The sequence below is a fragment of the Deinococcus ficus genome (assembly GCF_003444775.1).
In the GTDB taxonomy this organism is placed as follows: domain Bacteria; phylum Deinococcota; class Deinococci; order Deinococcales; family Deinococcaceae; genus Deinococcus; species Deinococcus ficus.
In genome coordinates, this window is record NZ_CP021081.1 from 793893 (window position 1) to 806968 (window position 13076).

Annotated in this window: 13 protein-coding genes; 6 read left to right on the forward strand and 7 right to left on the reverse strand. The window is 71.6% G+C overall.

Translation table 11 applies throughout. The features are described from left to right. Positions 1-4 precede the first annotated feature (4 nt). From DFI_RS20095 to DFI_RS03995, 4 genes are all read right to left on the reverse strand, one after another. Positions 5-415, reverse strand: coding sequence for a hypothetical protein (locus DFI_RS20095; RefSeq protein WP_027462033.1), 411 nt, complete (start codon positions 413-415; stop codon positions 5-7). A gap of 129 nt (positions 416-544) precedes the next feature. Beyond that, positions 545-2914, reverse strand: coding sequence for a transglycosylase domain-containing protein (locus tag DFI_RS03985; RefSeq protein ID WP_027462034.1), 2370 nt, complete (start codon positions 2912-2914; stop codon positions 545-547). 91 nt (positions 2915-3005) lie between these two features. Further along, on the reverse strand, positions 3006-3398 hold the full coding sequence (locus DFI_RS03990; RefSeq protein WP_028305708.1) for a response regulator: 393 nt from the start codon (positions 3396-3398) through the stop codon (positions 3006-3008). A gap of 75 nt (positions 3399-3473) precedes the next feature. After that, positions 3474-5189 carry a long-chain-fatty-acid--CoA ligase gene (locus DFI_RS03995; protein ID WP_027462035.1) on the reverse strand — a complete coding sequence of 572 codons (1716 nt, stop codon included), beginning with the start codon at positions 5187-5189 and terminating at the stop codon, positions 3474-3476. 282 nt (positions 5190-5471) lie between these two features. Here DFI_RS03995 and DFI_RS04000 point away from each other — a divergent pair, with 282 nt between their 5' ends. From DFI_RS04000 to DFI_RS04015, 4 genes are read left to right on the forward strand one after another with little or no spacing between them, the layout of a single operon-like run. Beyond that, positions 5472-6419, forward strand: a complete 948-nt coding sequence (locus DFI_RS04000) for a ribokinase (RefSeq protein WP_027462036.1) — start codon at positions 5472-5474, stop codon at positions 6417-6419. 44 nt (positions 6420-6463) lie between these two features. Further along, the gene (locus tag DFI_RS04005) at positions 6464-6997 is read left to right on the forward strand and encodes a DUF1999 domain-containing protein (RefSeq protein ID WP_051307460.1); all 534 of its coding nucleotides are present in this window, start codon (positions 6464-6466) and stop codon (positions 6995-6997) included. A 57-nt stretch (positions 6998-7054) separates the two neighbouring features. Further along, a complete protein-coding gene (locus tag DFI_RS04010; protein WP_022799962.1) occupies positions 7055-7267 on the forward strand; it encodes a heavy-metal-associated domain-containing protein in 213 nt (70 codons plus the stop codon). Positions 7268-7275: 8 nt separating this feature from the next. Then, positions 7276-7602 carry a DUF503 domain-containing protein gene (locus tag DFI_RS04015; RefSeq protein ID WP_027462038.1) on the forward strand — a complete coding sequence of 109 codons (327 nt, stop codon included), beginning with the start codon at positions 7276-7278 and terminating at the stop codon, positions 7600-7602. A gap of 66 nt (positions 7603-7668) precedes the next feature. On the opposite strand, the gene lepB is transcribed toward DFI_RS04015, so the two are convergent. Next, on the reverse strand, positions 7669-8463 hold the full coding sequence (lepB, locus tag DFI_RS04020) for a signal peptidase I (protein ID WP_043776947.1): 795 nt from the start codon (positions 8461-8463) through the stop codon (positions 7669-7671). 63 nt (positions 8464-8526) lie between these two features. Continuing rightward, positions 8527-9321: a patatin-like phospholipase family protein gene (locus tag DFI_RS04025; protein WP_043776949.1), complete on the reverse strand. Its 795-nt coding sequence runs from the start codon at positions 9319-9321 to the stop codon at positions 8527-8529. A 106-nt stretch (positions 9322-9427) separates the two neighbouring features. On the opposite strand from DFI_RS04025, the gene DFI_RS04030 reads away from it, so the two are divergent. Further along, positions 9428-10180: a serine/threonine-protein kinase gene (locus tag DFI_RS04030; RefSeq protein WP_022799958.1), complete on the forward strand. Its 753-nt coding sequence runs from the start codon at positions 9428-9430 to the stop codon at positions 10178-10180. 100 nt (positions 10181-10280) lie between these two features. Then, positions 10281-11396 carry a molecular chaperone DnaJ gene (dnaJ, locus tag DFI_RS04035; RefSeq protein WP_027462040.1) on the forward strand — a complete coding sequence of 372 codons (1116 nt, stop codon included), beginning with the start codon at positions 10281-10283 and terminating at the stop codon, positions 11394-11396. A 78-nt stretch (positions 11397-11474) separates the two neighbouring features. On the opposite strand, the gene DFI_RS04040 is transcribed toward dnaJ, so the two are convergent. Then, a complete protein-coding gene (locus tag DFI_RS04040) occupies positions 11475-12932 on the reverse strand; it encodes a phytoene desaturase family protein (protein WP_027462041.1) in 1458 nt (485 codons plus the stop codon). Positions 12933-13076 lie beyond the last annotated feature (144 nt).

Genomic DNA, 13076 nt, shown 5'->3' on the forward strand with positions numbered 1-13076 from the left:
GCGGTCAGTTCAGGCGGTCCAGGCCCAGTTCACCCGTGAAGTCACCCTCCCAGGCGTTCAGGACGCGGCCCTGCTGCACCAGCAGCACCGTGGGGTACGTGCCCACCCGCAGCGCCCGCGCGAAGGCCGTGGCGTCCGGGCCGCGCCAGGGTTTCAGGCCGCCGGGCGCGGGCGTGAGCACCGCCTCGGCGTTCACGGCCCGCACCGGCAGGCCGCTGCGCAGCACGGCGTTCCACAGGTCGCCCAGGTCGCCGCAGTCGTGGCTGTACACCACGACCAGTTCGCGCTCGGCGGCCGTCCAGGGGTGCGCGGGCAGCGGTTCCCCCAGGCGGACGAGGGCGCTGGCCGGGCTGAGGCCCAGCAGGGTCAGGGCCAGCAGCAGGGACACGATGGGCGCGCGGGCGGCTCGGGTCATGGCCGGATGATGCCGCGCCGGCCCGGCGCCTGTCATGACCGCCCCGTGAGAGCCGCGCAAGGGCCAGGAGAAGCGCCAGCCGCCGCCCCTGGCAAGGAAGCGGCGGCCGGAACTGCACGTGAGGGGACCTTACGGCTGTGTCAGGGGCGCAGGCTTCGGGGCGGGCGTGGCGGTGCCCTGGTTGCGCACGGCCTTCACGGCGGCCGGGTCCGGCTGCTGGTCCGTGAGGGGCGCCGGCTTGGGGTCCGGGGCGTAGGCGGGCAGTTCGCTGATCTGCACGCGGCGCTTCACGACGTTCTCGGGCGGCGTGAACTCGGTCGCCATGCGGTTGGTGGTGCGGTCCAGGCCAATGATCACGGTGCTGGGATCCGAGGCGCCCTGAGCGTAGCGGCTCTCGCGGTACTGCACGGGCGGGGGGGCGCTGGCGTCAATCGTGCTGTCGTAGTTCCAGTAGCGCCGCTCGATGAACGCCAGTTTCACGTTCGGGAGGAACTGCGGGTCGGGCGCGTCGGCGTAGTAGATGCCGGGCGGTTCGCTGAACTGCCGCACGGGCATGCCCTGGTGCGCGAGTTCCATCATGCGCCGCCAGATGGGGGCGTTCACGTACCCGGAGTAGTAGTTCACGGGCATGTCACCGCCCTGCTGCTTGCCCACCCACACGGCGCCGGTGTACACGGGCGTGGTGCCCACGAACCAGAAGTCCTTGGGGCCGTTACTGGTGCCGGTCTTCCCGGCGACCGGCCACTCGCCGAACTTGGCGCGGCCGGCCAGGCCGCCCTGCACTTCGGTCAGGTCGTTCACCACGCCGCGGATCATGTCCAGGCCCTGGAAGGCCACCTGCGGCGTCCAGATGCGTTTGGGGCGCACGGGGTCGGTGGCGGCGTCGTACAGCACCTCGCCGCGGGCGGTGGTGACCCGGTCGATGTAGCGGGGCGCGCGGTACAGCCCGCCGTTCACGAAGGGCGCGTAGGCGGCCGCCATCTTCACGGGGGTGGTTTCCACGGCGCCCAGCGCGGCGGCGAGGCCGGTGCCGTCGTTGGGGGGGATGTCCATGGCGCGCAGTTTGTCGAAGAGCTTGTTCACGCCGATGCGGTCGGCGAGGCGCACGGTCACGAGGTTCAGGGAGCGGTCGAGCGCCTCGCGGATGGTCATCTCGCGGTAGGTGGTGGCACCCTCGAAGTTCTTCGGTTCGTAGCGGCCGTTCTTGCACCCGACCGGGCAGGGGAAGCTCACGGGCTTGTCGTCCTCGCGGTGGTCCTGGGTCAGGCCGGTGGAGAGGGCGGTGGTGTACAGGATGGGCTTGATGGTCGAGCCGATCTGCCGCTGGCCCTGCGCGGCGTTGTTCCAGTCGGCGGGCGGGGCGCTGCCCTGGAGTTTCTGCCCGATCATGCCCAGCACCTCGCTGGTGCCCGGGTCCACGACCACGGCCGCCAGCGTGGCGCCGAAGGGCAGGCCGGTCGCCTCGCGGCTGGCGGTTTCCACGGCGTTCTGCACCTTGGGGTTCAGGGTGGTGTACACGCGCAGGCCGCCGGAGCCGTAGACCTTGTCCTGCCCGAAGCGCCGCACGAGTTCCTGCTCGACCTGCGCGACGAAGTGCGGGGCGCGGGTGGTGGTCACGGCCTTGAGTTCCTTCGCGGTGCGGTCCACCAGTTTCGCGCTGACGATCCCGCCCTGCGCGTCGTACTTGACCTGCCAGCCGCGGGGCTGCAGGTTTTCCTTCCAGGCGGCGTCGGCCTGCGCCTGGGTGATCCACTGGTCCTCGACCATGCGGCCCAGCAGGGTCTTTATCAGGGGGCGCACGGCGGCGTAGTCCTCGTAGCGGCGGGCGCGGGGCACCAGGATGGTCAGGTACGCGGCCTGCGCCAGCGTCAGGTTTTTCGGGGTGGTGCGGAAGTACGCCTGCGCGGCGGAGGCCACGCCGTACAGTTCCACCGGCCCGCCGTCTCCCCAGTAGATGGTGTTCAGGTAGTTCTGGAGGATCTCTTCCTTGGTGAAGCTGCGCTCGACCTGCACGCTCAGCATCCATTCCTTGAGCTTGCGGTCGGGCGTGCGGGCCTGCTGGTATTCCTCCAGCAGCAGGGTGTTCTTCACGAGCTGGTTGGTGAGGGTCGAGCCGCCCTGCACGTCCTCGCCCTGCGACAGGCGCCGGAACTGCCGGGCCAAGCCGTAGGGGTCCATGCCGTAGTGCTCGAAGAAGCGCCGGTCCTCGTTGGCGACCAGGGCGGCGATCATGTAGGGGCTGATCTCGTCCAGCGTGACCAGCGTGCGGCTGATGCGCTGGTCCCCGACCTTGGGAATCAGGGTGCCCAGCGGGGTGTTGTCGCGCGCGTACACCTTCGTCTCGCTGCCCATGGACCGGGTCAGGCTGTCCAGTTCGCGGTAGTCGGGCAGTTCACGGGTCCATTTCAGGCCGTAGGTGGCGGCCACGCCCAGTCCGGCGACCAGCGCGGCGATCAGCAGGGAAAGCAGGAATTTCAGGAAACGGACGAGGAAGATCAAGCGGTGAACCTCGGGACGCCCCCCGGCAGGCGGGCGGCGGGCAGGAAGCCGGAAAGCGGGTGGGGGGGGCCGGCGCGCATGGGGGCGGCCGTCACTGGGCCGGGCGGCGGGCCTGGATCAGCTGGGTGATGCGGGCGCGCAGGTTCTTGCCGGACAGGGGCTTGTACACGATGTCGTCCGCGCCGACCAGTTTGGCGTGGTCGCGGGTCTGGTCGTCGTCCTGGGCGGTCAGGAGCAGCACCGGCGTCTGCTGCAGGCGCCGGACGCGTTTGACGCGCGAGCAGATCTCGAAGCCGTCCATGTGGGGCATCTTGACGTCCAGCAGCAGCGCGTCGGGCGTGTGGTCCTTGAGGTACTCCAGGGCCGCCCGGCCGTCGGGCACCGCGGTGATCTCATGGCCGTCCGCCGAGAGGATGACCTCCAGCATGGTCCGGATTGCCGGTTCATCATCTGCGACGAGGATGGTGTACGCCATGCCCGGCATGATAAAGCACCGGCCCTCACCACATCCTGACGCCGGCAGGCGCGCCGGGGGGCGGTGAGGGCCGGCGCCCGGCGCTCAGTCGGCGCTGTTCGCGGCGCTGCGGCGCTCGGCGGCTTCCTTCGCCAGCTGGCGGCGCAGGATCTTCCCGACCGCCGTCTTGGGCAGTTCACTGCGGAATTCCACGCTGCGGGGGGCCTTGTACGCGCTGAGCTCCGCGCGGCACAGCGCGATGATCTCCTTTTCCGTGACGTGCATGCCGGGCTTGAGGGCCACGACGGCGTGCACGCTCTCGCCGCGGTACGTGTCCGGGATGCCCACCGCCGCCGCTTCCAGCACGGCCGGGTGGGTCATCAGCACTTCCTCCACCTCGCGGGGGTAGATGTTGTACCCGCCGGCGATGATCAGTTCCTTCTTGCGGTCCACGATCTGGAAGTAGCCCTTCTCGTCCATGCGGGCCATGTCGCCGGTCAGCAGCCAGCGCTTGCCGTCCAGGTCCCGAATGGTCTTGTCGGTCTCGTCCGGGCGCTGCCAGTAGCCTTTCATGACCTGTGGCCCCGCCACCCACAGCTCCCCGATCTCCCCCTGCGCGACCGGCTGCCCGGCGTCGTCCATGATCAGGGCGTCGGTGCCGGGCACCGGCAGGCCGATGCTGCCTTCCTGCTGCTCGCCGAAGATGGGGTTCACGTGCGTGACCGGGCTGGTCTCGGTCAGGCCGTAGCCCTCCACGAGGTTCGCGCCGTGCGTGATCTCCTTGAACTTGCGGGAGGTTTCCAGCAGCAGCGGCGCGGACCCGCTGATGCACGCGCGGATGCTGGTCACGTCGTGCCGCGCGAGGTCCGGGTGGTTGTTGATGGCGTTGTACAGCGTGGGCACGCCCGGGAACAGCGTGGCTTTCGTGCGGGCGATCTGCGTGAGGACCATCTTGATGTCGCGGGCGTTGGGCACCAGCACCATGGTCGCCCCGGTCATGACGCTGAGGTTCATGCTGACCGTCATGCCGTACACGTGGAAGAACGGTATGGCGGCCATGGTGACCTCCTGGCCTTCTCTCAGGTCGGACATCCACATGCGGCACTGCTCGGCGTTCGACACGAGGTTCTCGTGCGTGAGCATGGCGCCCTTGGGCACGCCGGTCGTGCCGCCCGTGTACTGCAGCAGCGCCACGTCGCCGGGGGTGACGGCCGCCGGCTGCGGGATGGGCGGCTGGCTCTTGCGCAGCTGCGTGAAGCTGAACACCTTCCCGCCGATGGGCACCTTGACCCACATGCCGTCCTTGCGGGCCTTGATGGGGTAGAGCTTGTTCTTCGGGAAGGGCAGGGCGTCCTGAATGCCGGTCACGATCACGCGCCGCACCGGCACGCGCTCCTGCACCTCCGCGTAGCGGGGGTAGAAGGAATCCAGCATGATCAGCGTCTCGCTGCCGCTGTCCTTCAACTGGTGCTCGAGTTCGTGCGGGGTGTACAGCGGGCTGGTGTTCACGACCACGCCACCCGCGAGCAGCACCGCGTAGAAACTCACCACGAACTGCGGGGTGTTGGGCAGCATGACCGCCACGCGCTCCCCGGGCTGCACGCCGAGTTTCTGCAGGGCGTGCGCGAACCGCTGCACCTGGAACCACAGCTCGCGGTAGTTGGTGGTGCGGCCCAGGAAGTCCAGGGCCACGCGGTCCGGATGGTGCTTGGCGGCCTGTTCCAGCAGTTGCGGCAGCGTGCGGCCGCTGGGCTGGAAGTCGTGGGGGATGCCCGGCTCGTAGTGGGCCAGCCAGGGGCGGGGGTGGGCGGTGGTGGTCATGGGGACTCCTTGGGCGCGGGGCAGCTCGGCACGGCGGCGGGACGGGGGCGGCTCGGCGGACGAGGGGACGGGCGCGGCAGGTGGGGTGGGGGAGGACGGGGCAGCAGCCGGTGTGCAGACGGGCAGGGACATGGGCTGGAGATGAGTGAAATTGAACCAAGTATAAGGGCGGGGTCCCGGGTTGCAAGACACCCACCCGAACCCAGCCCGTGCTTCCCCTCCTGCACGGGTTTTTCCACGGCGGCCCGCTCTGCAGGCCCTCGCAGGTGGCACACTGCACGCATGACGGCCTCCCCGCCCCAGGTGCTGGTCATCGGCAGCGTGAACGCCGACCTGACCGTCCAGGCCCCCCGCATCCCCCGCCCCGGCGAGACCGTCCTGGGCGACCACGCCCAGGTCAGCCCCGGCGGCAAGGGCGCCAACCAGGCCGTCGCCGCCGCCCAGGCCGGCGCGCACGTCACCCTGATCGCCGCGGTGGGCGACGACCCCTTCCGCGCCCCCGCCCTGGAGGGCCTGCAGGCCGCCGGCGTGCACCTGAACGGCCTGACCACCGCGCCCGCGCCCACCGGCCTGGCCCTCATCACCGTCGCCGGGGACGGGGAGAACGCCATCACGGTCGCCAGCGGCGCGAACCTGCACCTCGCGGCCACGCACCTGCCCGCGGACCTCGGGGCCGCCCACACCCTGCTGCTGCAACAGGAACTCACGCCCGAAGTCACCCGCGAGGCCGCCCGGCGCGCGCACGCCGCCGGGGTGAGGGTGCTGCTGAACGCCGCGCCCGCCCGCGGCGCCGACCCGGACCTCCTCGCGCACACCCACCACCTGATCGTGAACGAGCACGAACTCGCCGCCGTGCTGCCGGCTACCGCGCACCTGCCCCGGCAGGCCGGCTCGGCCGACATCGCCGCGGCCGCCCGCAGCCTGCTGGCCCCGGCCGGTCAGGGCCCGGACACCGTGACCGTCACGCTGGGCGCGCACGGCAGCGTCACCGTGACCGCCGCCCACACCCACATCCAGCCGGCCCTGAACGTCACCGTGGTGGACACCACCGGCGCCGGCGACACCTACTGCGGCACGCTCGCCGCCCGCCTCGCGCACGGCGAGGGTCTGGAACGCGCGCTGGCGGTGGCCGGCGCGGCCGCCGCGCTGGCCTGCACCCGGCCCGGCGCGCAGGCCGCCATGCCGCCTCTGGCCGACACCCTGGCCCTGCTGGACCGCCCGGCCCGCTGACCGGGCGCCCCCAGACCGGTCTGGGGGTGGAGTAGCCTGACCGCATGCAGTCCTACCGCTCCTTCACCGAACGCGATTACGGGGTCATGCAGGCCCTGGACCTCGCCGCGCAACGCCACGCCGACCCCGAGTTCGACACCCGGCCCGACCGGGAACGCGAGGGCCGGCTGAACACCAGCCTTCCCGCCCTGAAGTTCTACGAGCGCAGCGAGCACTCCTTCCTCGCCGAGGACGAGCAGGGCGTGGCGCAGGGCTTCGTGCTGGCCCAGCCGGTCTGGCAGGGCGACCGGCCCATCGTGCTGGTCCGCACCGTGACCCTCGCGCCCGGCGCGCCCGAGGCGACCGCCCCGGGGCTGCTGCACGCCGCGGTGAAAAGCGCCTACGACACCGCCGTGTACGAGGTGCACTACCCCCTCACCCCTGCCCTGCTGCCCGCCGCGGAGGCCGAGGGCAGCAACGTGATCGGCCGCTACGCCGTGCAGCACCTCGGCACCCGCAATGAGACGGCGCCCGGCGAGCAGCTCGGGCAGCGCCAGGTGCCCCGCCCCCCCGCCGACCCGGCGCCGGACCCGCAGTAAGGCCGGCCCGCCGGGGGTGTCAGGCTGCTGCAAGGGCGCGTCGCGCATAATGCACGCATGAGTACCCCCACCCGCGTCCTGCTGGGCGTCCGAGGCATGAACAAAGAAGCCGGCGAGAAGGTCGCCGCCGCCCTGATGGCCCTTCCCGGCGTCGCCCGGGCCACGCCCGATGTCGGCCAGATCGAAGTGCACTACGACCCCAGCGCCCAGACGGTCATGGACCTCGTGCGCGCCGTGCGCCGCCAGGGCTTCCTGGCCGGCATGCTCTAAGCCCGGCCGTGGCGCTGGGCTACGTGGGCGTCCTGACCATCCGGGTGGAGATGCCCTGGGTGGAGAACCTCAAGGAGAAACGCGCCCTGGTCCGCCCGGTCGTGGAACGCCTCAAGGTGCGCTTTCCCCTGACGGTCGCCCGGCTGGACGGCCTGGACGCACACGACTGGGAAGTGATCGGCGTGGCGACCATCAGCAACGATTACGGCTGGGTGCAGGACACGCTGCGCATGGCCGCGGACTACATCGCCAAGGAAGGGCCGTACCGCGTCACCGAGGAACACACCGAGATCCGCGTGCTCGGCGATGAGGACGACCCCGAAGACGAGCTGTAACACGTTTCACTGAACAGGAAACAGCGGCAGGCCCGGAATGGGGCCTGCCGCCGTTCTTGCCTCCGCTCAGGGCTTCGTGCTGTTCAGGGCGTCGAACTCGGCCGGGCGGGTCAGGAGCCGCCAGTTGAGTTTCGCCTCGCCCTCGGGCTTGGCGGCCTGCGCGAGGTTGCAGTTGTAGTTCATGGTGGTCTTGCGCATGATCGGCCACACCACGGCCGCCGCGCGCCCCGCCACGTCCCGCTGCGCGATGGGTCCCACGATGCGGGAGTCCTCGCTGCCGCCGGGGCTGCGGTTGTCACCCATCACGTAGTAGGACTTCGCGGGCACGGTGATCTCCTCCTGGTCGGGGACCACGTTCACCACCTGGCCCTCGATGCTGCTGCTGCTGGCGCGGTTGGCGACCTCGCTCTGCGTGTCCCAGCAGCCCTGCTGCCGCCAGTAGTCGGTGGTCCAGCGCGAGTCGAGCTTCACGCCGTTCACGGTGACCTCCCCGCCGGAGATGCTGACCCGGTCGCCGGGCAGCGCGATGATGCGTTTGATCAGGAACGGGCGGTACTCCCACAGCCCGAACGCGCTCTTGTTCAGGTTGCCGATCTTCTCGGCCGCCTCGCGGGGCGGTTTGAAGATCACGATGTCCCCGCGTTTGAAGTCGCCGATGCCGGCCTTGTGCAGCCACGTCTCGTACTTGGGCACCAGCACGCGCTCCCCGTGACGGAGGTTGGGCATCATGCTCACGCCGTCCACGCCCACCAGGGTCGCCAGGAACTGGGTGATCACCACGGCGAACACCACGGGCTCCAGGAACTCCTTCCAGATTTTCTGCCAGGGGGTGAGGGGAGGCTTCACTTGGGTCACGGTCATGCGGAGATGAGCATAGCCCATGCGCCGCGCCCGCTTCTCATCCGTTGGATGCAGGAGGCCCGCTCAGCCCAGCGCGGCCAGCAGAGCCGGCAGTTCCGCCAGCGCCGCTTCCCGCCCCGCCTGGATGGCCTCCTGCGCCCGCGCGAAGGACTGCAGGTCGATGCTGCCGAGTTGCGGGCGCAGCAGCACGTCCGGCCGGTACAGGCTCAGCCGCGCGTCGGTGAGCTGCGCCTGCATGATCTCCACCGCGCGGCGAAGGGCCTGCACGCTGCCCAGGTGCGCCTCGCGTTTCCACAGCAGCAGCCGGCGCTCCTGCAGTTCCAGCGGGCTGGCGGCGGTCACGTCCACGGCCAGCATGCGCCGCACGCCCAGGAACAGCGCGGCGTCCACCGGCACCTGGTTCAGCACGCCGCCGTCGGTGAGCAGCATGTCGCCCAGCGGCACGGGCTCCAGCGCGCCCGGGTAGGCGATGGTGGCGCGCACGGCCGCATGCAGGTCCCCGCGCGTGAGGTACACGCCGCGCCCGGAGAGCATGTCGGTCGCGGTGACCGCCAGGGGCAGGCTCAGGTCCTCGAAGGTGCGGGGCAGGTGGGCCTCCAGCCAGGAGTCCATCAGGGTCAGTCGCAGGCCGGTGCTGGGCCGCCAGTCGAACACCTTGCGCCAGGACACCCCGGTCGCCAGGCGTTCGAGTTCCTGCCCGCCGACGCCCGCGGCGATCAGTGCGCCGATCATGCCGCCCATGCTGGTGCCGGCCACGACCTGCGGCACCAGCCCGGCGTCTTCCAGCACCTGCCATACCCCGATGTGCGCCAGGCCGCGTGCGCCGCCGCCGCCCAGCACCAGTCCAAAACCCGTCATGCCCGAATTGTAGGGAGGCCCCCCCCTTCCTGCACCGGGTCCAGGAAAGGGGCGGGGAGGCCGCCGCACTAGCCGCCGCGGGCGCACCTGGGGTAGGGTGACCGGGATGCCAATCGCGGGACAGGTCGTAGGCGACGGACTCCGGCTGGTCCGGCCCATCGGACGCGGCTCGCGGAGCATGGTGTACTTCGCCGTGGACCGCACCGGGCAGCCCCGCGCCGTGAAGATCTTCCCCGCGCACCTCGCCGAGTTCGCCGTGCGCGAACTCCAGAATGCCAGCGACCTCGACCACCCCCGCCTGGCGCGCATCGTGGGCCGCACCGAGGTGGACGGCCACCCGGCCCTAATCGGCACCCTGGCCCGCGGCGAGGTGCTGTTCACCCGCTACGCCAGCCGCCCCGCCGCGCAGACCGAACGCCGCGCCTTCCTGCTCACCCTGGCGCACGTGCTGGACGGCCTGGGGTACCTGCACGAGCGCGGGCTGGTGCACCGCGACATCAAACCCGAGAACATCATCGTGGAGGCCGACGGCAGCGCGAAACTGGTGGATTTCGACCTGAGCGGCCCGGCCTTCGAGCGCTTCGACACCCCCACCCGCTTCGGCACCGCCGCCTTCCAGAGTCCGGAAGCGGCCCGCGGCGAACCCCTCGGGCCGGAAAGCGACCTGTACGGTATCGGCGTGCTGCTCGGCTGGGGGGTGCACGGGCAACTGCTGGACCTCCCCGAGGACTACCCCCGACAGGACGACCCCCTGGAACTGCTGCACATCCAGCTGACCCGCCGGGACCGCACCCGGCGGCCCAACGACGCGCACTGGGCGAAAGAGGAACTGCTGCGCCTCGCCGCGCTGCCCCACTGACCCCCACCCCACCTGTCAGCACACCATCTTTCTTGAGTGTGGTCGTGTTAACCTGTGAGGCGGAGGTCGGGCCCCCCGCGCCCGGCAGAACAAAGCACCCATGGACTACTACGAACTGCTGGGCGTCCCGCGCACCGCGAGCGCCGACGACATCAAGAGCGCCTACCGCAAACTCGCCCTGAAGTACCACCCGGACCGCAACAAGGAAGACGGCGCCGCGCAGAAGTTCGCGCAGATCAACGAGGCGTACGCCGTCCTCAGCGACGCCGAGAAACGCGCCCACTACGACCGCTTCGGCTCCGCGCCCGGCACCGGCATGCCCGGCGGCGACCCCTTCGGCGGCATGGGCGGCGCGGGCTTCGACCCCATGGACCTCTTCGAGCAGCTGTTCGGCGGCGCGGTCGCCGGACGCGGCCGGCGCGGCCCTGCCCGCGGCGACGACCTGGAAACCGAAGCGCACGTCACGCTGCTCCAGGCCCGCGCCGGCGAGGAGATCGAGGTCACCGTGGACCGCCTGCGCGAGTGCGACCACTGCCACGGCACCCGCAGCGAACCCGGCGGCAAACCCCCCAAGTCCTGCCCCACCTGCCACGGCGCCGGCGCGGTCCGCGGCCAGACCCGCACCATCTTCGGCGTGATGGAAACCCAGCAGCCCTGCCCCACCTGCCGCGGCGAGGGCCAGATCATCGAGGACCCCTGCACCGTCTGCCGCGGCCGCGGCCGCACCCTGAAATCCGAACCCGTGAAGGTCAAGCTGCCCAAGGGCATCGACGAGGGCTACCGCATCCGCGTGGCCGGCATGGGCAACGAGGGCCCCGGCGGGAACGGCGACCTGTACGTGCACATCGAGATGGAACGCCACCCGCAGCTGCGCCGCGAGCAGGAGCACCTGATCCACACCGCCAGGATCGGCTTCGCGAAGGCCGCGCTGGGCGGGCAGGTCACCGTGCCCACCCTGGACGGCCCGCAACAGGTGGAGGTCAAACCCGGCACGCAGCACGGCGAACTGCACCGCCTGGGCGGGCAGGGCATGCCGCGCCTGCAGGGCCGCGGCAGCGGCGACCTGATCGTGGAGTTCGAGGTGACCGTTCCCAAACCCAGCCAGCTTTCTCCGGAAGCGCGCGAGGCCCTGCACGCCTACGCCCGCGCGGTGGGCGACGAGGTGAGCGAGAAGCACGAGGGCCTGTTCGACAAGGTCGGCAAGCTCTTCCGCTGATCCCTTCACCTACTTGAACACGCCGCCCGGGGTTCCGGGGCGGCGCCATTCAATTGGCGCAGGGGAGAGGAGATTGGGTCACGGCACCTCGTGCACGTCGAACACGTCGCGCAGCGCCGCCCGCGCCGCGTGGTACCCGGCCATGCCGTGCACCCCCCCGCCCGGCGGGGTGCTGCTGCTGCACAGGTACACGCCCCGCACCGGCGTCCGGTAGGGCACGGCACTCAGGACCGGGCGCACCAGCAGGCCCCGCAGGTCGCCCCGCCCGCCGTTCACGTCCCCGCCGCGGAACACCGGGCTGAAGGCCTCCAGCGCAGGGGCGGTTGTCACGTGCCGCGCCCGCACCCGTTCCCCGAACCCCGGGGCGAAGCGCTCGATCTGCGCCTCCACCGCCGCCTGCACGCTGCCGGCATACCCGTTCGGGACGTGCGCGTACGCCCAGAAGGTGTGCCCGCCCGCCGGTGCGCGGGAAGGGTCGAACAGGCTGTGCTGCGCCGCCAGCACGTACGGCCGCGCGTGCGGGGCGCGACTCAGGTCAGCCTCGGCCGCGCGGATCTCGTCGGCCGTGCCGCCTAGGTGAAGCGTTCCGGCCTGCGCCACCCGTGCGTCCCGCCAGGGCACCGGCCCGGACAGCGCGTAATCGAATTTCTGGATGCCGGGCCCGTAGCGGTAGCGCTCCAGCGCCGCGCGGTACCCGGCTGGCGCCCGTTCTCCCAGCAGGCGCAGCAGCACGGCCGGGCTGCTGTCCACCAGCACCACCCGCGCGTCCGGCAGGTCCCGGGCGTCCCGGACCGTCACGCCGGTCAGGACCTCACCCCCCAGGTGCCGCAGGTACCCGGCCAGCGCGTCCGACAGGGCCTGCGCGCCCCCGCGCGGAAAGGGCCAGCCGACCGCGTGGGCCAGCAGGGCCAGCACCAGCGTCGGCGCGGCGGTGGCCGGGGCGGTCAGCGGCAGGGTGGTGTGCGCCGCCAGGCCCGCCCACAGTGCCCGGCCGGCCGGCGTGCGGAACAGCGTCTGCCCGGCCGCCCACGCGGACGGCAGGCCCCGCAGCCCGAACCGGGTCAGCGTCAGGGGCCGGGCCGGCACGCGCCCCAACGTCTGCGGCAGGGGCTGCAGCAGGTCGTCCAGCAGGCCCTCCCAGTCACTCAGCAGCGGAGCCATCAGCCGGCGGTAGGTGCGGCCGTCCCGGCCCAGGCCCTCCGCGGTGGCGTCCAGGCTGCGGTGCAGGGCCACGCTCCCGGCGCCCAGCGGATGCGCGGCCGGCACGGGGGGCTGCACCCACGACAGCCCGAAAGCGTGCAGCGGCCACTGCCGGAACGCGGGGCTGGCCGCCGCCAGCGGGTGAATCGCCGAGCCGACATCGTGAATGAAGCCCGGGAGGGTGAGTTCGGCGCTGCTGGCCCCGCCGCCCACCCGGTCGTGGGCTTCGAGGACCTGCACGCGCAGCCCGGCGCGGGCGAGCAGCACCGCGGCACTCAGGCCATTAGGTCCGGCGCCGATCACCACGGCGTCCAGCGCGGGCTTGGCGGCGGGCATGTCCGGCAGCATACCCGCGCCCGGACGCCCGGGGTGTCCGGTGTTCCTGACTCCGTTCCGGCCCTGTGCGTCCCGGCCGGGTGACAGCCTGCGGACAGGCCGGGTATGCTGCCCCCAGCCGAGGGCCACGGGGCACGACGTTTC